General features: G+C 70.3%; 17 protein-coding genes. 11 read left to right on the plus strand and 6 right to left on the minus strand.

Features of this window, described 5'->3' with window-relative positions:
- The first annotated feature begins 29 nt into the window (after window positions 1–29).
- From NMQ01_RS05100 to NMQ01_RS05110, 3 genes are read left to right on the plus strand one after another with little or no spacing between them, the layout of a single operon-like run.
- The gene (locus NMQ01_RS05100; RefSeq protein WP_255185784.1) at window positions 30–1,127 is read left to right on the plus strand and encodes a sugar ABC transporter substrate-binding protein; all 1,098 of its coding nucleotides are present in this window, start codon (window positions 30–32) and stop codon (window positions 1,125–1,127) included.
- Between the two features lie 27 nt (window positions 1,128–1,154).
- Window positions 1,155–1,952 carry an ATP-binding cassette domain-containing protein gene (locus NMQ01_RS05105; RefSeq protein WP_255185785.1) on the plus strand — a complete coding sequence of 266 codons (798 nt, stop codon included), beginning with the start codon at window positions 1,155–1,157 and terminating at the stop codon, window positions 1,950–1,952.
- Window positions 1,949–3,244, plus strand: a complete 1,296-nt coding sequence (locus NMQ01_RS05110) for a sugar ABC transporter permease (protein WP_255185786.1) — start codon at window positions 1,949–1,951, stop codon at window positions 3,242–3,244. The genes NMQ01_RS05105 and NMQ01_RS05110 overlap by 4 nt, the downstream gene beginning before the upstream one ends.
- Before the next feature lie 3 nt (window positions 3,245–3,247).
- Here NMQ01_RS05110 and NMQ01_RS05115 read toward each other — a convergent pair whose 3' ends face one another.
- Window positions 3,248–4,399, minus strand: coding sequence for an LOG family protein (locus tag NMQ01_RS05115; protein WP_255185787.1), 1,152 nt, complete (start codon window positions 4,397–4,399; stop codon window positions 3,248–3,250).
- Window positions 4,400–4,678: 279 nt separating this feature from the next.
- On the opposite strand from NMQ01_RS05115, the gene NMQ01_RS05120 reads away from it, so the two are divergent.
- Complete coding sequence (locus tag NMQ01_RS05120; protein ID WP_255185788.1) at window positions 4,679–5,854, plus strand: S8 family peptidase; 1,176 nt, start codon at window positions 4,679–4,681, stop codon at window positions 5,852–5,854.
- A 176-nt stretch (window positions 5,855–6,030) separates the two neighbouring features.
- Here the strand turns inward: NMQ01_RS05120 and NMQ01_RS05125 are convergent, their stop codons facing one another.
- A complete protein-coding gene (locus tag NMQ01_RS05125) occupies window positions 6,031–7,434 on the minus strand; it encodes an aspartate aminotransferase family protein (protein ID WP_255185789.1) in 1,404 nt (467 codons plus the stop codon).
- Window positions 7,431–7,889, minus strand: a complete 459-nt coding sequence (locus NMQ01_RS05130) for an Lrp/AsnC family transcriptional regulator (protein WP_255185790.1) — start codon at window positions 7,887–7,889, stop codon at window positions 7,431–7,433. The genes NMQ01_RS05125 and NMQ01_RS05130 overlap by 4 nt, the downstream gene beginning before the upstream one ends.
- Window positions 7,890–8,059: 170 nt before the next feature.
- Here NMQ01_RS05130 and NMQ01_RS05135 point away from each other — a divergent pair, with 170 nt between their 5' ends.
- Genes NMQ01_RS05135 through NMQ01_RS05160 form a run of 6 tightly spaced genes read left to right on the plus strand, consistent with a single transcriptional unit; the run spans window position 8,060 to window position 15,021 of the window.
- Entirely contained in the window at window positions 8,060–9,505 is a 1,446-nt protein-coding gene (locus NMQ01_RS05135) for a gamma-aminobutyraldehyde dehydrogenase (protein WP_255185791.1), read from the plus strand.
- A gap of 46 nt (window positions 9,506–9,551) precedes the next feature.
- Window positions 9,552–10,811: a PotD/PotF family extracellular solute-binding protein gene (locus NMQ01_RS05140; protein ID WP_255185792.1), complete on the plus strand. Its 1,260-nt coding sequence runs from the start codon at window positions 9,552–9,554 to the stop codon at window positions 10,809–10,811.
- Window positions 10,811–11,986, plus strand: a complete 1,176-nt coding sequence (locus NMQ01_RS05145) for an ABC transporter ATP-binding protein (protein ID WP_255185793.1) — start codon at window positions 10,811–10,813, stop codon at window positions 11,984–11,986. Before NMQ01_RS05140 ends, NMQ01_RS05145 begins: the two co-directional genes overlap by 1 nt.
- Complete coding sequence (locus tag NMQ01_RS05150) at window positions 11,983–12,894, plus strand: ABC transporter permease (RefSeq protein ID WP_255185794.1); 912 nt, start codon at window positions 11,983–11,985, stop codon at window positions 12,892–12,894. Before NMQ01_RS05145 ends, NMQ01_RS05150 begins: the two co-directional genes overlap by 4 nt.
- A 1-nt stretch (window position 12,895) precedes the next feature.
- Window positions 12,896–13,711: an ABC transporter permease gene (locus tag NMQ01_RS05155; protein WP_255185795.1), complete on the plus strand. Its 816-nt coding sequence runs from the start codon at window positions 12,896–12,898 to the stop codon at window positions 13,709–13,711.
- A 14-nt stretch (window positions 13,712–13,725) separates the two neighbouring features.
- On the plus strand, window positions 13,726–15,021 hold the full coding sequence (locus NMQ01_RS05160) for a saccharopine dehydrogenase family protein (protein WP_255185796.1): 1,296 nt from the start codon (window positions 13,726–13,728) through the stop codon (window positions 15,019–15,021).
- Window positions 15,022–15,139: 118 nt separating this feature from the next.
- On the opposite strand, the gene NMQ01_RS05165 is transcribed toward NMQ01_RS05160, so the two are convergent.
- The 3 genes from NMQ01_RS05165 to NMQ01_RS05175 all read right to left on the minus strand — a co-directional run bounded on the left by NMQ01_RS05165 (window position 15,140) and on the right by NMQ01_RS05175 (window position 19,393).
- Window positions 15,140–16,042 (minus strand): phosphatase PAP2 family protein, encoded by a 903-nt coding sequence (locus NMQ01_RS05165; protein WP_255185797.1) that lies wholly within the window; start codon window positions 16,040–16,042, stop codon window positions 15,140–15,142.
- 103 nt (window positions 16,043–16,145) lie between these two features.
- Complete coding sequence (locus tag NMQ01_RS05170) at window positions 16,146–17,222, minus strand: low specificity L-threonine aldolase (RefSeq protein WP_255185798.1); 1,077 nt, start codon at window positions 17,220–17,222, stop codon at window positions 16,146–16,148.
- Window positions 17,219–19,393 (minus strand): DUF6421 family protein, encoded by a 2,175-nt coding sequence (locus NMQ01_RS05175; RefSeq protein WP_255185799.1) that lies wholly within the window; start codon window positions 19,391–19,393, stop codon window positions 17,219–17,221. The genes NMQ01_RS05170 and NMQ01_RS05175 overlap by 4 nt, the downstream gene beginning before the upstream one ends.
- 305 nt (window positions 19,394–19,698) lie before the next feature.
- Between NMQ01_RS05175 and NMQ01_RS05180 the strand changes: the two genes are divergently transcribed.
- Window positions 19,699–19,923: a hypothetical protein gene (locus NMQ01_RS05180; protein ID WP_255185800.1), complete on the plus strand. Its 225-nt coding sequence runs from the start codon at window positions 19,699–19,701 to the stop codon at window positions 19,921–19,923.
- Window positions 19,924–19,955 lie beyond the last annotated feature (32 nt).

The raw sequence follows: 19,955 nt of genomic DNA on the forward strand, positions 1-19,955 counted from the left end.
GGCTGGCACATCTCAACGAGGAGATCGACATGACCACTCCCGCGCACCGCATGTCTCGTGCCCTGGCCCTTCCGCTCGCGCTGGCGCTCGGCGCGGGCGCCCTCACCGCGTGCAGCTCGGGGGAGGGCTCCGGCTCGGGCTCCGGGGGTGACGCCGACTCGGGTGGAGCGCTGAAGATCGCGCTCCTGCTGCCGGAGTCGAAGACGACCCGCTACGAGTCCTTCGACCGGCCCCTCTTCGAGGCTGCGGTCAAGGCCGAGTGCGCCGACTGCGAGGTCGTCTACAACAACGCCGACCAGGACGCGACGAAGCAGCAGCAGCAGTTCGAGTCCGCCGTCACGGAGGGTGCGGACGTCATCGTCCTCGACGCGGTCGACGGCAAGGCCGCCGCCTCGCTCGTGAGCAGCGCCAAGGGCCAGGACATCCCGGTCATCGCCTACGACCGCTTCGTCGCCGGCTCCGACTACTACGTCTCCTTCGACAACCAGAAGGTCGGGGAGCTGCAGGGCCAGGCGCTCCTCGACGCGATGAAGGAGGACGGCAAGACCTCCGGCGACATCGTCATGATCAACGGCGCCCCGACCGACGCCAACGCCGCCGACTTCAAGAAGGGCGCGCACTCGGTCATCGACAAGAGCGACTACACCGTCGCCGCCGAGTACGACACCCCCGACTGGAGCCCGGACAAGGCGCAGTCGTGGATGGAGGGCCAGCTGTCGAAGGTCAAGGGCGACCTCGTCGGGGTCTACGCGGCCAACGACGGCACGGCCGGCGGCGCCATCGCCGCGCTCAAGGGTGGCGGCGTCGACCCCCTTCCGCCGGTTACCGGCCAGGACGCGGAGCTCGCCGCGATCCAGCGCGTCGTCACCGGCGACCAGCGGATGACGATCTACAAGGCGATCAAGCCGGAGGCCGAGGACGCCGCCAAGGCCGCCATCGCCCTGGGCAACGGCGAGAAGCCGGAGGCCGAGGACGAGAAGGAGGGCGTGCCCGCGACCCTCCTCGACCCGGTCGTCGTGTCCAAGGACAACATCAAGGACACCGTCGTCAAGGACGGCTTCTACAAGGTCGAGGACATCTGCGCGGGCTCGGTCGCCACGGCGTGTGCCTCCGCCGGCCTGAAGTGACCCGACCGACGACGACGAAGGACTGACATGACCACGACCTCCACCGGGCAGCCGGTGCTCTCGATCCACGGGCTGTCGAAGCGCTTCGGCGCCGTGCAGGCTCTCAAGGACATCGACTTCGACGTCCGCCCGGGGGAGGTCGTGGCCCTCGTCGGCGACAACGGCGCCGGCAAGTCCACCCTCGTCAAGGCGATTGCCGGCGTCTACGTCCCGGACGAAGGGGAGATCACCGTCGACGGAGCCCGGGCCAGCATCTCCAGCCCGGCCGAGTCGCAGCGGCTCGGCATCGCGACGGTCCACCAGGACCTCGCGCTGTGCGACAACCTCGACGTCGTCGGCAACCTCTTCCTCGGGCAGGAACGTCGCCGTCTCGGGATGCTCGACGAGGTCGCGATGGAGAGCGAGAGCTGGCGGCTGCTGCGCCAGCTGAGCGCGAAGATCCCCTCCGTGCGCATCCCCGTCGCGAGCCTCTCCGGTGGCCAGCGGCAGACCGTCGCCATCGCCCGCAGCCTCCTCGGCAACCCCAAGGTCGTCATGCTCGACGAGCCGACGGCGGCCCTCGGCGTCGCCCAGACCGCGGAGGTGCTCAACCTCGTCGAGCGCCTGCGGGAGAACGGCCTCGGCGTCATCCTCATCAGCCACAACATGTCCGACGTCATGGCGGTCGCCGACCGCGTCACCGTGCTGCGGCTGGGCCGCAACAACGGCACCTTCCACGTCAGCCAGACCACGTCGCAGGAGATCATCGCCGCGATCACCGGCGCGACGACCAATGCCGTCTCGGAGCGCGCCGCGCGCCGGGCCACCCAGGAGGCCGCCCGATGAGCACCGCCCGCACCCCCGACGTCGAGAGCACCTCCCCGGTCACGCCCGCCACGTCTGACGCCGCCACGCTGCCCGCCGACCTGCAGGACGAGCGGCTGATCTCCGAGCAGGGGCTCTCCGGTTGGCTCGCCGCGACCTGGGGCCGGATCCGCACCGGCGACCTCGGCTCGCTGCCGGTCGTCATCGGTCTCGTCGTCATCTGGGTCGTCTTCCAGTCGCTCAACGACAACTTCCTGTCCAGCCGCAACCTCGTCAACCTCACGCTCCAGTCGGCGGCCGTCGGCACGATCTCCATCGGTGTCGTGCTCGTGCTGCTGCTGGGGCAGATCGACCTGTCGGTCGGCTCGATCAGCGGCCTGTCCTCGGCGGTCCTGGCCGTCGGCTTCGTCAACCACGGGTGGTCGGCGCCGGTCGCGATCATCGCCGCGCTGCTCGCCGGTCTCGTCGTCGGCCTGCTCTACGGGGCGATCTTCACGACCTTCGGCGTCCCGAGCTTCGTCATCACGCTGGCGGGCCTGCTCGGCTTCCTCGGGCTGCAGCTGCTCGTGCTCGGCGACGAGGGGACGGTCAACCTCCCCTTCGACTCCGGGCTGGTGAAGTTCGCCCAGAAGACCTTCCTCGTCCCCGCGGCGACCTATGCCCTCATCGCGGCCGTCGTCGCGATCTACGTCGTCACCCGCGTGCGGGCGGGCATGCAGCGCAAGGCTGCCGGTCTCTCCGCGCCGTCGACGACGGCGACGGCGGTGCGGGCCGTGCTGCTGGCGCTCGTCCTCGGGGTCCCGGCCTTCGTGCTCAACCAGGACCGCGGCGTGCCGATGATGTTCCTGACCTTCCTCGCGCTCGTCGTCGTCATGGACCTCGCGCTGCGACGCACCTCGTGGGGCCGCGCCGTCATGGCCGTCGGCGGCAACGTCGAGGCCGCGCGCCGCGCCGGCATCCGGGTCAAGCGCGTCTACCTGTCGGTCTTCGCGCTCACGGCGACCTTCGCCGCGCTCGGCGGCATCTTCGCCGCGTGCCGCCTGGCCGCGGCCAACCAGAGCAGCGGTGGCGCCGACACCAACCTCAACGCCATTGCCGCAGCGGTCATCGGCGGCACGAGCCTCTTCGGCGGGCGCGGCTCGGCCTACTCGGCCCTGCTCGGCGTCATCGTCATCCAGTCGATCAGCTCCGGGCTGAGCCTGCTCAACCTCGACTCGTCGGTGCGCTACATGGTCACCGGTGGGGTGCTCCTGCTCGCCGTGGTCATCGACTCGCTGAGCCGTCGCAGCCGCGCCGCGCACGGCCGCGCCTGATCCTCACGGCGTGAGGAGCGCGGCGGCCTCCTCGGGCGTCTCGACGAGGTGCAGCACCTCGCCGAGCGGCCGGCCGGTGCCGAGCGCCCGCAAGGCCGGCCACACCGGCACGGTCTCGGTCCAGTGCTCGAGCCCGACGAGCACGAGCGGGGGCAGAGGCTCGCCCTCGGGGGCGTAGTAGAGCGGGGTGCACGCCTGGAAGATCTCCTGCACCGTGCCCGCCGCGCCCGGCAGGACGACGAGGCCACCGGTGCTCTGCGCGAGGAGCACGTCCTCGCGCAGGGCATTGGAGAAGTACTTCGCGATGCCGTCGCAGAAGACATTGGGCGGTTCGTGCCCGTAGAACCACGTCGGGATCCCGTAGCTGCGTGCCGCGCCCTCCGCCGCACCCAGGTCGGCGCGCACCTGCAGGGCCAGCTCGGCCCATGCCTCGACCGACGGTCGGAAGCTCGGCACGGCGGCCAGTCGATCCAGTGCGACGTCGACCGCATCGGTGGTCGGGGCGAGAGACCCGAGGTTGGCCGCCTCCATCGCACCCGGACCGCCGCCGGTGAGCACGGCGTGGCCGCCGGCGGCGAGGGCGTGCCCGAGGCGAGCGGCGTCGGCGTAGTCGCTGCTGCCGCGCTCGAGCGCGTGCCCGCCCATGACGCCGACGACGTCGAGCCCGTGCAGCGCCTCGACGAGCGCGTCCTGCACCGCGTCGTCGTGGACCGCCCGCAGCAGCGTCGCCCAGGCATCGTGCTGGGTGCGTGCCTTACGGCTCCAGGCGTAGGCCCGCGCATCCACCGTGCTCGGGTAGCCGGCGGTCTCGAGTCCGCCGTAGAGGTCGAAGGGGGAGTACAGCTGCGAGCGGAAGGGCTGGACCGGGCAGGTCGGGTCGGGCGGCACGATGACCGCGCCGCGGGCGACGAGGTCGCGGGCCAGCTCGTCGGGCACCTCACCGCCGAGGACCACGAGGCCACGCACGTCGGCGCGGGAGAGGTGGTCCGCGTGCGGGGCGAGGTCGAGTCCCTGCAGCCGCCAGCCGGCCAGCGAGGTGCCCGACTCGGCGAGGCGACGCAGACCCCCTTCGTCATGGACCTCGCGATAGGCGGGGTCGTCGGACCGGCGACCGAGCCGGTCACGCAGGGGGTGGCGGCGCGTCTCGCGAGTCATCCCGCCAACCTAGCCAGCCGGTCCGACAAGGTGTCCGGGGCGTTGGGGGTCCGTATGGATTTCGCCAAGGAATGAGGCGTCGCGCGGCGCTCTAGGGCGTCCGGGCAGCGTCCGGGACGCCCGCAAGATCATCGTCAGAAGCGCGATCAGGCGGATCTTCTTACCGTCCGATGACGCTTCGAGGTGCCCATTTGTCGCCGTGGACAGTCGTCGGCGGGGCTCCTAGGGTCCGGCAGCAAGCCGTCGCCGAGATCCGGCGGCGGTCCACGAAAGGAACGCATGACGTACTCGATGAAGAGCACCGGAGTTGTTGTTTCCTCTGCGGCGCTGCTGCTGGCAGTGGCCCCCTTCGCCTCCGCGCAGGGCGAGGAGCTGGCACCGCTCACGACCCACGGCGACGCCGCCGTCCAGATGCAGGGTGAGACCACCTATGTGGTCACCCTCGACGAGGGGGAGTCCGGAGCGCAGGTCGCGCGCTCCCTCGGCGTGACGCCGACGCACGTCTACACCGAGGTCATCGACGGCTTCGCCGCGAAGCTGACCCCGGAGCAGCTGCACGACGTGCGGGCCGACGCCGACGTCGCCGCCGTCTCCGAGAACCTGAGCATCCAGGTCGACACGCCCCGGGGCAGCGCCGCTGGCGAGACCCCGTGGGGCCTGGACCGGATCGACGACCCGCAACTGCCCCTCGACGGCACCTACGAGCCCGCCCAGACCGGCGCCGGCGTCACCGCCTACATCCTCGACACGGGCATCGACCCGGACCACCCGCAGTTCGGCGGCCGCGCCTCGGTGGGCTTCGACGTCACCGGCGGTGACGGCCTCGACCGCCAGAGCCACGGCACGCACGTCGCCGGCACGATCGGCAGCGCCGACTACGGCGTCGCGCCGGGCGTCAAGCTCGTTGGCGTCAAGGTGCTCGACGACAGCGGCAGCGGCAGCTCCGCCGGCATCATCGAGGCGATGGACTGGGTGGCGCAGAACGCCGACGGCCCCTCGGTCGCCAACATGTCGCTCGGCGGGTCCAAGGACCCGGCACTGAACAACGCGGCCACCGGCCTCGTCGACAACGGGGTCTTCACCTCGGTCGCGGCCGGCAACGAGTCCCAGGACGCCGCCAACGTCTCCCCGGCGAGCGCCGAGGGCGTCTTCACGACCGCGGCCTCGACCGACCAGGACGGCAACGCGGACTTCTCCAACTACGGCTCGCTCGTCGAGGGCTATGCCCCCGGCCAGGACATCGAGTCGACCGTGCCCGGCGGTGGCACCGACACCTACAGCGGCACCTCGATGGCCAGCCCGCACGTCGCCGGTGCGGCCGCCCTGTACCTCGAGGCCAACGCGGGGGCGACCCCCGACGCGGTGAGCCAGGGGCTGCAGGACGCGTCTGTCGACGCGATCACCGACGCGCCGTCCGGCACCCCGACCGGCCTGCTCCAGGTGGCCGCCGGCTGACGCCACTGATGCACGGTTCCTGAGGAGGCCGTCCGCGGCCGTCTCGAAGGACGGGCCCGCTCCCTTCGTCACGAAGGGGGCGGGCCCGCTGCTCGTCCGGAGTCTGCATTGCCGTTGGGCAATGCAAGGTCGGGGGGTCAGGAGTCTGCATTGCCGTTGGGCAATGCAGACTCGGGTCAGAGGTGGTTGGGCGCCTCGGTGAGGACCGTGCGCAGCCGCTGCTCGATGTCGTCGAACTCCGCCTGGCCGATGGTCAGCGGGGGAGCGAGCTGCACGACCGGGTCGCCGCGGTCGTCCGCGCGGCAGTACAGGCCCGCGTCGAAGAGCGCCTTGGACAGGTAGCCGCGCAGCATCGACTCCGACTCGGCGGCGTTGAAGGTCTCGCGGGTCGCCTTGTCCTTGACCAGCTCGATCCCGTAGAAGTAGCCCTCGCCGCGCACGTCGCCGACGATCGGCAGGTCGAGCAGCCGCTCGAGGGTGCGGCGGAAGGCCGGGGCATTTTCCTTCACGTGGTCGTTGAGGCCCTCGCGCTCGAAGATGTCGAGGTTGGCCAGGGCGACCGCGGCGCTCACCGGGTGGCCACCGAAGGTGTAGCCGTGGGTGAAGGTGTTGGCCCCGCTCTTGTAGGGCTCGAAGAGCCGGTCGCTCGCGATCATCGCGCCGATCGGGGAGTAACCGGAGGTCATCCCCTTCGCGCAGGTGATGATGTCGGGCGTGTAGCCGAAGTCCTCGCAGGCGAACATCGAGCCGATCCGGCCGAAGGCGCAGATGACCTCGTCGGAGACGAGCAGCACGTCGTACTCGTCGCAGATCTCGCGCACCCGCTCGAAGTACCCGGGCGGCGGCGGGAAGCAGCCGCCGGCATTCTGCACCGGCTCGAGGAAGACGGCGGCGACGGTGTCGGGGCCCTCGAACTCGATCGCCTCGGCGATCCGGTCGGCGGCCCAGCGGCCGAAGGCCTTGGGGTCGTCGCGCAGGTCCTCGGCGGCCCGGTAGATGTTGGTGTTGGGCACCTTGTGCGCGCCCGGCACGAGCGGCTCGAAGTCCTCCTTCAGCGGCGGCAGGCCGGTGATCGACAGGGCGCCGTGCGGGGTGCCGTGGTAGGCGATCGAGCGCGAGATGACCTTGTGCTTCTTCGGCTTGCCGGTGAGCTTGAAGTACTGCTTGGCCAGCTTCCACGCGGACTCGACGGCCTCGCCGCCACCGGTGGTGAAGAAGACGCGGTTGAGGTCGCCGGGGGCGCCGGCCGCGAGCCGCTCGGCGAGCTCGATGGCGGCCGGGTGGGCGTAGGACCAGATGGGGAAGAAGGCGAGCTTCTCGGCCTGCTTGAGCGCCGTCTCGGCGAGCTCCTGGCGACCGTGCCCGACCTGGACGACGAAGAGGCCGGCGAGGCCGTCGATGTACTCCCGCCCGGTGTCGTCCCAGATCTTGTGGCCCTCGCCGCGCACGATCGTCGGGATGTGCCCGCCCTCCTCGTAGACGGAGTGGCGGGTGAAGTGCATCCACAGGTGGTCTCGGGCGGCCTGCTGCAGGTCGGTGCCCCGAGCAGTGCGGGCGGTGGTCATGGGCTCTTGGGTCATCTGGTCCCCCAGTTGTAGTGCTGCTTGTTGAGCTTGAGATAGACGAAGGTCTCGGTGGAGCGCACGCCCGGCAGGGTGCGGATGCGCGCGGTGAGGAGGTCGAGCAGGTGGGCGTCGTCCTCGCAGACGACCTCGACGAGCAGGTCGAAGCTGCCGGCGGTCGTCACGACGTAGTCGACCTCGGGCATCTCGGCGAGCGCATCGGCGACCGGTCCCATGTCGCCGTCGACGGTCAGGCCGATCATGGCCTGCCGACGGAAGCCCACCTGGAGCGGGTCGGTGACCGCGACGATCTGCATGAGACCGCCGTCGATGAGCCGACCGACGCGCTGGCGCACGGCGGCCTCGGAGAGGCCGACGGCCCGGCCGATCGTCGCGTAGGACTGACGACCGTCCTCCTGGAGGTGCTCGATGATCTGCTTGCTCATCTCGTCGAGCGGAGCAGGGGTGGTCATGGCGCCCATCGTGGCGTGAGGTCGGTCGCATGGCAAGCCGAGCGCGACGAAATCCGTACGAAACACTCGTGATCGCAGATGTTTTCACAGTTAGGGCCGCCGGAGCCTGTCGATTTCGTCGACGGCGCACTATCGTCTGGGTCACATTCCCGATCGGAAGGACCCCAGTCGTGACCCAGCCCCGGACCCTGCGCAACTTCATCGGTGGCGAGTACGTCGACGCCACCGGCGACGCGAGCATCGATCTGGTCAACCCCGCGACCGGGCAGGTCGTCGCCCACGCTCCTGTCTCCACGCAGGCCGACGTCGACGCGGCCTATGCGAGCGCCGAGGCCGGCTTCGCCGAGTGGTCCGAGGCGACGCCGGGCGAGCGGCAGAGCGCCCTGCTCAAGTTCGCCGACGCCCTCGAGTCCCGCGCCGAGGACCTCATCCGGCTCGAAGGGGAGAACACCGGCAAGCCGCATGCCCTCACCGCCACCGAGGAGGTGCCGGTCATGTGCGACCAGCTGCGCTTCTTCGCCGGTGCCGCCCGCGTGCTCGAGGGCCGCGCCTCCGCCGAGTACATGAAGGGCCACACGAGCTGGATCCGCCGCGAGCCCATCGGCGTCGTCGGCCAGGTGACCCCGTGGAACTACCCGATGATGATGGCCGCGTGGAAGATCGGCCCGGCGTTGGCCGCCGGCAACTCGATCGTCCTCAAGCCGAGCGACACCACGCCCGAGACCACCCTGCTCATGGCCGAGGTCGCCAGCGAGTTCCTGCCCGCCGGCACCTTCAACGTCATCACCGGTGACCGCGACACCGGTCGGATGGTCGTCGAGCACGACACCCCCGGCCTCGTCGCCATCACCGGCTCGGTGCGCGCGGGAGTCGAGGTCGCCGCCTCCGCGGCGCGCAACCTCAAGCGCGCCCACCTCGAGCTCGGCGGCAAGGCGCCGGTCGTCGTCTTCGACGACGCCGACATCGAGGCCGCGGTCGAGGGCATCGCCACGGCCGGCTACTTCAATGCCGGTCAGGACTGCACCGCCGCCACCCGTGTGCTCGCCGCGCCGGGCATCCACGACGACTTCGTCGCCGCCCTGGCCGAGTACGCCCGTGACAACGCCAAGGTCGGCATGCCCGACGACGAGGACGCGCTCCTCGGCCCGGTCAACAACAGCAACCAGCTGGCCAAGGTCGCCGGATTCATCGACCGGCTGCCCGACCACGCCAACCTCGCGCAGGGTGGCGAGCGGCTCACCGCGATGGGCGACGGCTTCTTCTACGCGCCGACGGTCGTCTCCGGCCTGCAGCAGGACGACGAGGCGATCCAGGACGAGATCTTCGGCCCGGTCATCACCGTCCAGCGCTTCACCGACGAGGACCAGGCCGTCGCCTGGGCCAACGGCGTCGAGTACGGCCTCGCGTCGTCGGTGTGGACCAAGGACTTCGGGCGCGCGATGCGCATGAGCAAGCGCCTCGACTTCGGCTGCGTCTGGATCAACACCCACATCCCGCTCGTCGCCGAGATGCCGCACGGCGGCTTCAAGAAGTCCGGCTACGGCAAGGACCTGTCGATGTACGGCTTCGAGGACTACACCCGGGTCAAGCACGTCATGGCCAACATCGAGAGCTGACGCACCACCCTCCCCTTCGTCCCTCCCCACGGAAGCGAGGTCCGACATGGACCGCTTTCGGCGTCCCGCCGACCCCAGAACCGCCGAGCTGATCCGGGCCGCGCAGGCCTCCGCCCGCTCACGGCGCCGGCTCTCCCCGAGCCGGCGTGACGTGCTCGGCCTCGCCGGCCTCGGTGTCGGTGCCAGCGTCCTCGGGGCGTGCGCGCCGCCGAAGCCGCCGGCCGGGGGAGGGGCGGCGGCGGTCGAGCTGCCCATGGACCTCTCGGACCAGGAGAAGGTCGTCCGGTGGGCCAACTGGACCGCCTATCTCGACATGGACGACGCGGGCAAGACCTATCCGACGCTCACCGCCTTCGAGAAGGAGAGCGGGATCAAGGTCACCTACACCGAGGACATCGACGACAACGACACCTACTTCAACAAGATCGCGCCACAGCTGCGGGCGAAGCAGGACATCAACCGCGACATCTTCACCTTCACCGACTGGATGGCCAACCGGATCATCCGCGAGGGGCTGTGCCAGCCGCTGGAGCTGCTCCAGATGCCCAATGCGAGCAACCTGCTCGCGCCGCTGCAGGAGGTCTCCTTCGACCCGGGGCGGCAGCACTCGCTCACCTGGCAGTCCGGCTTCGCCGGCATCGGCTACCACAAGAAGAAGGTCGGCCGGGAGCTCAAGGCGATCGAGGACCTGTGGGCCGACGACCTCAAGGGCCGCATCTCGGTGCTCAGCGAGTTCCGCGACACCCTCGGCCTGATCATGCAGGCGCAGGGCGTCGACCCGTCCGGCGACTTCACCCAGGCGCAGTTCGAGGCGGCGACCGGCGAGATCGACAAGCGGCTCACCGACGGCTACATCCGCCGGATCAAGGGCAACAGCTATCTCAACGACCTCAAGAGCGGCAATGCCGTGGCCGGCATCGTCTGGTCCGGTGACCTCTTCATCCTGCGCGCCGAGACCGAGGACGACGACTGGGAGTTCGTCATCCCCGAGTCCGGCGGGATGCTGTGGAGCGACAACCTCATGGTCCCGATCACCAGCCAGCACCGGCGCAACGCCCAGCGGGTCATGGACTACTACTACGACCCCAAGGTGGCCGCGGAGGTCGCCGCCTGGGTCAACTACATCTGCCCCGTCGAGGGGGCCCGCGAGGAGATGGAGAAGATCGACCCCGAGCTCGCGGAGTCGCCCTTCATCTTCCCGAGCGAGGACTACATCGCCGACCACGACATCGTCGGCTTCCGGGCACTGTCCTCGCAGGAGGACGCGGACTACAGCGCCCTGTGGGCGAGGACGGTGGGCAACTGATGGGCCTCCTGCGACGTTCCACCTCCGACGGTGTCCGCGAGGCGAAGGGAGATCTCGTCCTGGAGTCGGTGACGAAGACCTTCGGGGACTTCACCGCCGTCGACGACCTCGACCTGCACGTGCCGCGGGGCTCCTTCTTCGCACTCCTCGGGCCCTCCGGCTGCGGCAAGACGACCACCCTGCGCATGGTGGCCGGTCTCGAGCAGCCCTCTGCCGGAAGGGTCCTCATCGGCGAGACCGACCTCACCGGGTCGCGGCCCTACGAGCGTCCGGTCAACACCGTCTTCCAGAGCTATGCGCTCTTCCCGCACCTGTCGATCCGCGACAACGTCGCCTTCGGGCCGAAGCGCCGCGGCGAGGGTGACGCAGTCCGCCTCGCCGACGAGGCGCTCGAGCTGGTCCAGATGGCCCACCTCGCCGGGCGTCGCCCCGCGCAGCTCTCCGGCGGCCAGCAGCAGCGCGTGGCCCTCGCCCGGGCGATCGTCAACCGCCCGGAGGTGCTGCTGCTCGACGAGCCGCTCGGTGCCCTCGACCTGAAGCTGCGGCGCCAGATGCAGGTCGAGCTCAAGCGGATCCAGACCGAGGTCGGCCTGACCTTCATCCACGTCACCCACGACCAGGAGGAGGCCATGACGATGGCCGACACGGTCGCGGTGATGAACAAGGGGCGCATCGAGCAGATGGGTGCCCCCGAGGAGCTCTACGACCTGCCGGGCACCGCCTTCGTCGCCGGCTTCGTCGGGCAGTCCAACCTCGTGCCCGCGACGGTCACCGGCAGCGACGGTGACCACCTCGTCGCCGACGCGGCGGGCACGACCGTGCGGGTGCCGCGCTCGCGGGCCGCGGTGACCGAGGGACAGGTGCTCTTCGGCGTCCGTCCCGAAAAGGTGCGGCTGCACCCCCTTCGGCCCGAGTCGGCAGGGAGCGACGTGCGGGCGACGGTCACCGACGTCTCCTTCACCGGCGTCGCCACCCAGTACCTCGTCACGGTGCCCTCGGGCGGCCAGTGGTCGGTCTACGAGCAAAATCTCGACGTCGAGCCGCAGTCGACCCGGCCGGGCGACGAGGTCTGGCTGTCGTGGAACCCCGCCCACGCCTTCATCGTGGCCGCCGACGACGTGCCCGAAGGGGCGGAGGGCAAGGCCTTCATCGCCACCGCGGGGGAGGCATCGTGACCACCGCGACGGCGGGCGGACCCCCTTCGCCTGCAACGGATCCCGACGTCGCCGAGGGCCGGCGCTCCCGCCGGATCGCCTACCTGCTGCTTCTGCCGGGCGTGCTGTGGCTCGTCGTCTTCTTCGTCGTGCCGGTCGTCCAGCTCTTCACCGTCAGCCTGCAGAGCGACTACCCGGGGGCGCCCGGCTACTACTACCGCGACGTCAACTTCTCCAACTACGTCGACGCGCTCGTGGAGTTCTGGCCGCACATGCTGCGCTCGCTGCTCTTCGGGGCCCTCGCGACCTTCTTCGCCTTCGTCCTGGCCTACCCGCTCGCCTACGCGATGGCCTTCAAGGCGGGGCGGTGGCGCTCGGTGATGCTCATCTGCGTCATCGCGCCCTTCTTCACCTCCTTCATCCTGCGGACCATCGCCTGGCGGCAGATCCTCGCCGACGACGGTGTCGTCGCCAGCGTGCTCACCTCGCTGCACCTGCTCCCCGGTGGGCGGATCACCGAGACCTGGGTGGCGGTCGTCGCGGGGCTGACCTACAACTTCCTGCCCTTCATGGTGCTGCCGATCTACGCCTCGCTCGAGCGCGCCGACCCGCGGGTCATCGAGGCCGGCGGTGATCTCTATGCCAACGGCATGACGACCTTCGCCCGGGTCACCCTGCCGATGTCGATGCCGGGGGTGCTCGCCGGGACGCTGCTCACCTTCATCCCCGCCTCCGGCGACTACGTCAACGCCGAGCTGCTCGGGTCCGACCGGAGCACCAAGATGGTCGGCAACGTCATCGAGAGCCAGTTCTTCAAGGTGCCCGGCGGTTACGACACGGCCGCGGCGCTGAGCTTCACGCTCATGGCGATGATCCTCGTCCTCGTCTTCTTCTACGTCCGCCGCTTCGGCACCGAGGAGCTGGTCTGAGATGCGCACCGTGACCCGCTGGATCGGCGACCGCTTCGCGATGATCGCCGCGATCCTCGTGCTCTTCTACCTCTTCCTGCCGGTCCTCTACACCTTCATCTTCAGCTTCAACGACTACCGCAAGTCCAACATCACGTGGAACTCCAACGCCGGCCCGACGCTCAAGCACTGGGAGAACCCGTGCGGCGCTCCCGGCATCTGCGACTCCCTCGTCACCTCGCTGCAGGTGGGGCTGCTCGCGACCTTCGTCGCCACCGTGCTCGGCACGATGATCGCCTTCGCGATGGTGCGGCACCGCTTCCGGGGCAAGGCGGCGAGCGACCTGCTCGTCTTCGTGCCGATGGCCACGCCCGAGATCGTCCTCGGCGCGAGCCTGCTGACGATCTTCGTGCAGGGCTTCTCGCAGGTGGGCCTGCGGCTGGGCTTCTGGACGATCGTCATCGCCCACATCATGTTCTGCCTGAGCTTCGTCGTCGTCACCGTGCGAGCGCGGCTGCAGAGCCTCGACCCGCGGATGGAGGAGGCCGCCCAGGACCTCTACGCCGGGCCGGGAGAGACCTTCTGGCGGGTGACGCTGCCGCTCGTGCTGCCGGGCATCGTCGGCGCCGCGATGCTCGCCTTCAGCCTGAGCTTCGACGACTTCATCATCACCAACTTCGTCTCGGGTGACACGAGCACCTTCCCGAAGTTCGTCTACGTCAGCTACCTGCGCGGCATCCCCGCCCAGGCCAATGTCATCGGCTTCTCGCTCTTCGTCATCGCGGTCCTGCTCGTCGTGGTCGGCCAGCGCGTGGCGAGCAGCCGGACCTCGAAGTGAGTCGGGAGGCTCTCATGCGTGTGCTCATGATCGGTGCCGGCGGGGTCGGTGACGCGGCGGCCAAGATCGCCGCCGAGCGCGACTTCTTCGAGCTGTGGGTGGTGGCCGACTACTCGCTGGAGCGGGCCGAGGCGACGGTTGCCGCGGCGACGGCACGAAGGGGGAAGGAGGGAGCGTTCGTCGCGACGCAGGTCGACGCCTCCGACCCGGCGGCGGTGACGGCGCTGGCCCGTGAGCACGGCGCGACGCACGTCTTCAACGCCGTCGACCCGCGCTTCGTCATGCCGATCTTCGACGGGGCACTCGCCGCCGGGGCCGACTACCTCGACATGGCGATGTCGCTGTCCACGCCACACCCGGAGCGGCCGCACGAGCTGCCCGGGGTCAAGCTCGGTGACCTGCAGCTGGCCCGGTCGGGGGAGTGGGAGTCCGCGGGCCGGCTCGCGCTGCTCGGCATCGGTGTCGAGCCGGGGCTGTCCGATGTCTTCGCCCGCTACGCGGCCGACGGGCTCTTCGACGAGATCGACGAGCTCGGCACCCGCGACGGGGCCAACCTCGTCGTCCACGACGAGGACGGCAACGAGGTCTTCGCCCCCGGCTTCTCCATGTGGACGATCATCGAGGAGTGCCTCAACCCGCCCGTGGTGTGGGAGCGCGAGCGGGCCGGCGGTGACGTGGAAGCAGGCTTCGCGACGCTGCCCCCCTTCGCCGAGCCGGAGGTCTTCGACTTCCCCGAGGGGATCGGCCCGGTCGAGTGCGTGCACGTCGAGCACGAGGAGGTCCTGCTCATGCCGCGCTGGGTCGACGCCGGCCGGGTGACCTTCAAGTACGGCCTGGGCGAGCAGATGATCTCCATGCTCAAGATGCTCCACGAGCTGGGCCTGGACTCGACCGACCCGGTCGATGTCAAGGGGGTGCAGGTCAGCCCGCGTGACGTCGTCGCGGCCGTGCTGCCCGACCCGGCGACGATCGGTCCGCGGATGACCGGCAAGACCTGTGCCGGGCTGCTCGTCACGGGGACCAAGGACGGCGCTCCGCGGGCGGTCTACCTCTACCACGTGGCCGACAACGAGGTCTCGATGCGCGACTACGACGCCCAGGCGGTCGTGTGGCAGACGGCGATCAACCCCGTCGTCGCGCTCGAGCTGCTCGCGACGGGCGTCTGGTCGGGCTCGGGTGCCAGGGGGCCGGAGGCCTTCGACGCGCGGCCCTTCCTCGAGCTGCTCGCTGCTCCCGCCCCGCAGGGATACGGCTCGCCGTGGGGGATCGAGGAGCGCGACCCGGCCGCCCCCAACCGCAGCCCCGACTGACCTCATCGATGGTTGTGTCGTGAAGTGGTAGCCGGGGGAGCCGGCAGCCCCCACCAGCTACCTGTCGGCTTCCGGACCTACCGGTTCAACACACAACCATGTGGGTCGCGGCGAAGATTCAGTGGAGCTGGAGCTCGCGCTCGGGGCGCCGGTGAGTGGGCGTGCCGGGGGTGCGCACCGACCACTGCGCGGTGAGCGGGCGCAGGCTGTGCACGGTGGGCTTCGCCAGGTCGAAGGGGTGCGTGCGCAGCCACACCGCCGCCGGCACCGGGACCGGCTGGGGGCGCGGGGTCGGCGCCGGGGCGGACTCGGGCTCGCTGTCGCGGCCACGGCGGCCCGGCAGGTCGTAGCTCCAGCCGAAGGGGAGGCCCTGCCGGGTGAGTGCACGGTCGCCGTTGACGATGAGGCGCAGCACGAGTCCACCGGCCAGCAGCCCGGCGACGAGGTCGGTGGGCCAGTGGAAGCCGAGGTAGAAGGCGACGACGATCGCCTGCAGCGCGATGAGCGTGACGAGCCAGGTCAGGCGCCGACGCAGCCGGGTGTCGGGGCCGGCGTAGGCGAGGATCAGGTAGGCCGCGGCGCCGTAGATGAGGACCGCCTCGGCGGCGTGGCCGGAGGGGTAGGCGATGCCGTACAAGCCGTGGGCAATCGGGCCGCCGTCCCAGAAGCCACCACCGGTGCCGTGGATGGGTGCCGAGCGACCGAGCAGGACCTTCATCCCGCCGATGCCGACGTAGAAGCCGACCTCGGCCGCGGCGACGATCGCCAGCGGGTGCCAGGTGCGGTGGCGCCAGGCGAGCACGAGGGCGACCGCGAGCAGGACCGGCAGGCAGACCGCCTGACCGGCGACGGCATTGGGCACCGAGTCGAGGAACTGCCACCAGTTGGGCGTGTAGCGCTTGGCCCAGTAGCCCTGGAAGCGCTCGTCATAGGGCTGGAGTGGGCCCGCTGCCAGCAGCGTGAACACGACGAGCGCACCGGCGAGGACCGGTGCGCTGGTCAGTCGAGGGAGGCGGGCCACCCTCTAGGGATAGTGGACGAGTCTGAACGGAACCTGAAGAACACGCCATCTGTGAGCAATTGCACAGGTCCACCCGGAACCCGCGTCCGGGGTCGGGTGCGCCTCAGGACAGCTCGGCGCGCACCGCGTCGACGAAGGTATCGACGTCGCTCTCGGTCGTGTCCCAGGCGCACATCCAGCGCACCTGACCGGTCGTCTCGTCCCAGAAGTAGAAGCGGAAGGACTCCATGAGCCGCTCGCTCGACTCCCGGGCGAGGATCGGGAAGACGGCATTGGCCTCGACCTCGGTGGGCAGGGTGATGCCCTCGATGTCGGCGACGCCGTCGGCGAGGCGCCGGGCCATTGCGTTGGCGTGCTCGGCATTGCGCCGCCACAGGTCGCCCTCGAAGATCGCGAGCAGCTGCGCCGAGACGAAGCGCATCTTGCTCGCCAGCTGCATCGACTGCTTGCGCAGGAAGGTCGCGCCGGTCACCCGGTCGGGGGAGAGGACGACGACCGCCTCGGCGAGCATCGCGCCGATCTTGGTCCCGCCGAGCGACAGGATGTCGACGCCGGCGTCAGTCGTCAGCTCACGCAGCTCGACCCCCAGGGCGGCCGCCGCATTGGACAGGCGCGAGCCGTCGAGGTGCAGCACCCACCCCATCTCGTGGACGAGGTCGGCGATCGCGCGGATCTCGGCCGGCGTGTAGACGGTGCCGACCTCGGTGGAGTTGGTGATCGAGACGACGCCGACCTGGGCGAAGTGCTCGTCGCCGACCCGGGCCGGGTAGGCGCGGATGAGCTCGGGCGTCAGCTTGCCGTCGGGGGTGTCGATGACGTTGACCTTGAGCCCGCCGACCCGCTCGGGCGCGGCGGCCTCGTCGACGTGGATGTGGGCGCTGCTCGTCGTGAGCACCGACCCCCAGCGCGGCGTGCACGCCTGCAGCGCAAGGACATTGGCCCCCGTGCCGTTGAAGACCGGGTAGACCTGCGCCGCCGTGCCGAAGACCTCGGAGAGCACCTCGGTCAGACGCGCGGTGTAGACGTCCTCGCCGTAGGCGACCTGGTGGCCGCCGTTGGCCGCGACGATCGCCGCGAGCACCTCGGGGTGCACGCCGGCGTAGTTGTCGCTGGCGAAGCCGCGGCTCGACGGGTCGTGGATCGGGGCGAAGGGGGTTGCCTGGGTGGTCGTGTCGGTCACGCGGGGATCCTCTCAGCCGCGGCGGCCTCGGCAGCGCGCGGGTCGAGGGTGCCGGTGATGCCGCGGGTGGCCTCGATGACGGGCGCGAGCTTCTTGCGCAGCGCCTCGTAGAAGACGTTGAGCGGGAACTCGTCGGGCTGCACGAGGTCGGTCAGACCCTTCGGCGGGCCGTCGAGCGGCAGGTGCTCGGCCCCCTTCGCCCAGGCCGACGCTGGGTGCGGCGCGACGTAGCCGGCGATGAACTGGTGCGCGGCCATCCAGTGCCCGACCCGGGAGCGGTCGATGCCCTCGCGGTAGAGGGTCTCGACCTCGTCGGACAGGGCGACGACCGCGGCCGGGACCTGCGCCCAGTCGAAGGTCAGCGTGTTGTCGGTCCAGCGCATCGCCCCGCGCTTGTGCAGCCACGCGAAGAGCAGCTGCCCGCCGAGGCCGTCGTAGTTGCGCACCCGGTCGCCGGTGACGGGGAAGCGGAAGAGCCGGTCGAAGAGGATCGCCAGCTGCACGGCGCGGGCATAGGGGTGGCCCGCCTCCGCCAGCGTCACGCTCTGCCGGAAGGTGTTGAGGTCGCAGCGCAGTTCCTCGAGGGCGTACATCCAAAAGGGCATGCGCTGCTTGATCATGAAGGGGTCGAAGGGGAGGTCCCCGTGGCTGTGCGTGCGGTCGTGGATGAGGTCCCACATCGCGAAGGTCGCCTGGGCGACCTCCTGCGAGGCGACGAGCCGCTCGCCCTCGGGCGGCAGGTCGAGGCCGAGCACCTCCGCGGAGGCGGAGGTCACGCGACGGAAGCGGGCGGCCTCGCGGTCGCAGAAGATCGCGCCCCAGCTGAACTTCGGCACCTCGCGCACGGCGACGGTCTCGGGGAAGAGGACGGCCGAGTTGGTGTCGTAGCCGGGGGTGAAGTCGATGAAGCGGACCGGCAGGAACATCGGGTTGTCGTAGGTCGCCTCGACGTCGGCGAGCCACTGGGGCCACATGACGTCGAAGAGCACGGCCTCGAAGACCCGGTCGAGGTTGCCGTTCTGCGTGTACATCGGGAAGACGGCGAGGTGCTGCGTGCCGTCGACGCGGTGCCGGTCGGGGCGGAAGGCCATGAGCGAGTCGAGGAAGTCGGGCACCCCGAAGCCGCCGTCGACCCAGCGCTGCAGGTCGACCGGCAGCGCCGCCAGGTAGTCGGCGTCGTGCGGGAAGCGCGGCGCGAGCTCGGTGATCCGCTCGGCCATGACGGCCACGAGCGCGGTCGCCCGCTCGCGGTCGGCGTCGTCGGCGAGCGACCCGTCCTTGGTCTGCATGAGCCGCAGCTCCTCCACGGCCGCCTTGAGCGCGACCCACGCGTCGCTGCCCCCCACCTCCGGTCCCTGAGGAGCGAGTCCGCTCTGCGGGCGAGCGTCTCGAAGGGACGCATCCCCATTCCCCGCCCACGTCACGAGGTTCACCCAGAACTCCTCGTGGTCGAGCTCACCGATCGAGTCGTCCCCGACGAGGTCGGAGTCCGCGAGCACGACGACGCGGCCGGCGCCGTGCTGCACGGTGACGGCGAGCGGCTGGGCCGCGGGGTGGGCGGTGGCGGAGGTGCGGGCGAGGACGCGGGCACCCGGGGCGCCGGAGGCGTCGATGGTCCCGGCGCGGTAGAAGCACAGCTCGTCGATGCCGGCCATGACGCCCTGCCCGGGGCCGGTGCTCGTCTCGCCGAGGACCCAGGTCGCATTGCCCTGGTGGCGGCGGCCGCCGTCGGCGCGCTCGTGGACGAGCGTGGAGACGATCTTCAGGCCGAAGGGAGCCAGCAGCTCGTTGAGGTTGTTGCCGTGGGCGTCGTGGTCGCACTCGCCGAGGACGACGAGACCGCCCCCCTTCGCCACGTGGTCGGTGACGGCGGTGATCTCGGCGGGGGAGAGGACCGGCGGCAGGTCGCCGGCGACGCGCTCGCTGGAGGCGGCTGCGGGGTGGGCTATGACGAGGACGTCGGTGCCGGCCAGCGCCTCCGGCGTCAGCTCACCGTCGGTGTGGGCCAGGACCTCGGTGCCGCGCTCGCGCAGGACCGCGGCGGCCCGGGCGAGGCTCGCGTCGCCGGGGTTGGCGGGGTTCATCCGCTCGGCGAGCTCGGGGTCGATGGACCACGCGCTGCTGTGCGCCTGGTCGAGGAGCACCCGGGCGAAGGGGGTCGTGACAGTCATTGCGGCCTCCGGCGGCGAAATCTGGAAGTTCAACGCTCATAGCGTGACAAAACCGGAGGATTTACGCCAGTCCGACGCAGGGTGGGGTGAACCTGCATGCGGGTGGTGCGTGAGTGGTGCCGATTGTTCAGGTTGGGGTCGGCGGGTCGGTGGGTGGGTGGGGTTGTGGTGGGTGAGACTGCGGGTGTTGCCGGTGTGTGGGCCTGTTGGGGTTCGACGGCGAGTGCTGGGGAGGCGTGTGGTGGTGCGGCGTTGGTTGGTGGCTGTGGTTGTGGTGGTCGCCTTCTTCCCGAGGGGCGGCTGACATGGGACTGCGCTCTTTGGGACGAAGAGGGAACGTCCAACTCGCTCATGATGATGAGCGGCGGTTCCCGGGGCTGCTGATCCAGGGCGACACGTTGGCCGGCTTGATCGAGGATCTTGAGGAGGAGGCGCCCGACTCGTACGCGTTGCAGACGGCGAAGTCGTGGCTCGCCGCCTACGAAGAGATGATGCGTGAGGTCCACCTGGAGTTGCCCTACAGTCACTGACCCGCTTCACGGAGGGCACTGCATGCTCAGGG

It is taken from the genome of Janibacter sp. CX7 (assembly GCF_024362365.1).
In the GTDB taxonomy this organism is placed as follows: domain Bacteria; phylum Actinomycetota; class Actinomycetes; order Actinomycetales; family Dermatophilaceae; genus Janibacter.

Excerpts from the sequence above, each read along its gene's own strand:
- NMQ01_RS05105 (WP_255185785.1), top strand. The coding sequence starts at position 1,155 with ATGACCACGACCTCCACCGGGCAGCCGGTGCTCTCGATCCACGGGCTG.
- NMQ01_RS05180 (WP_255185800.1), top strand. The coding sequence starts at position 19,699 with ATGGGACTGCGCTCTTTGGGACGAAGAGGGAACGTCCAACTCGCTCAT.
- NMQ01_RS05110 (WP_255185786.1), top strand. The coding sequence starts at position 1,949 with ATGAGCACCGCCCGCACCCCCGACGTCGAGAGCACCTCCCCGGTCACG.
- NMQ01_RS05125 (WP_255185789.1), bottom strand. The coding sequence starts at position 7,434 with ATGACCCAAGAGCCCATGACCACCGCCCGCACTGCTCGGGGCACCGAC.
- NMQ01_RS05140 (WP_255185792.1), top strand. The coding sequence starts at position 9,552 with ATGGACCGCTTTCGGCGTCCCGCCGACCCCAGAACCGCCGAGCTGATC.
- NMQ01_RS05155 (WP_255185795.1), top strand. The coding sequence starts at position 12,896 with ATGCGCACCGTGACCCGCTGGATCGGCGACCGCTTCGCGATGATCGCC.
- NMQ01_RS05160 (WP_255185796.1), top strand. The coding sequence starts at position 13,726 with ATGCGTGTGCTCATGATCGGTGCCGGCGGGGTCGGTGACGCGGCGGCC.
- NMQ01_RS05130 (WP_255185790.1), bottom strand. The coding sequence starts at position 7,889 with ATGACCACCCCTGCTCCGCTCGACGAGATGAGCAAGCAGATCATCGAG.
- NMQ01_RS05100 (WP_255185784.1), top strand. The coding sequence starts at position 30 with ATGACCACTCCCGCGCACCGCATGTCTCGTGCCCTGGCCCTTCCGCTC.
- NMQ01_RS05120 (WP_255185788.1), top strand. The coding sequence starts at position 4,679 with ATGACGTACTCGATGAAGAGCACCGGAGTTGTTGTTTCCTCTGCGGCG.
- NMQ01_RS05175 (WP_255185799.1), bottom strand. The coding sequence starts at position 19,393 with ATGACTGTCACGACCCCCTTCGCCCGGGTGCTCCTCGACCAGGCGCAC.
- NMQ01_RS05115 (WP_255185787.1), bottom strand. The coding sequence starts at position 4,399 with ATGACTCGCGAGACGCGCCGCCACCCCCTGCGTGACCGGCTCGGTCGC.
- NMQ01_RS05145 (WP_255185793.1), top strand. The coding sequence starts at position 10,811 with ATGGGCCTCCTGCGACGTTCCACCTCCGACGGTGTCCGCGAGGCGAAG.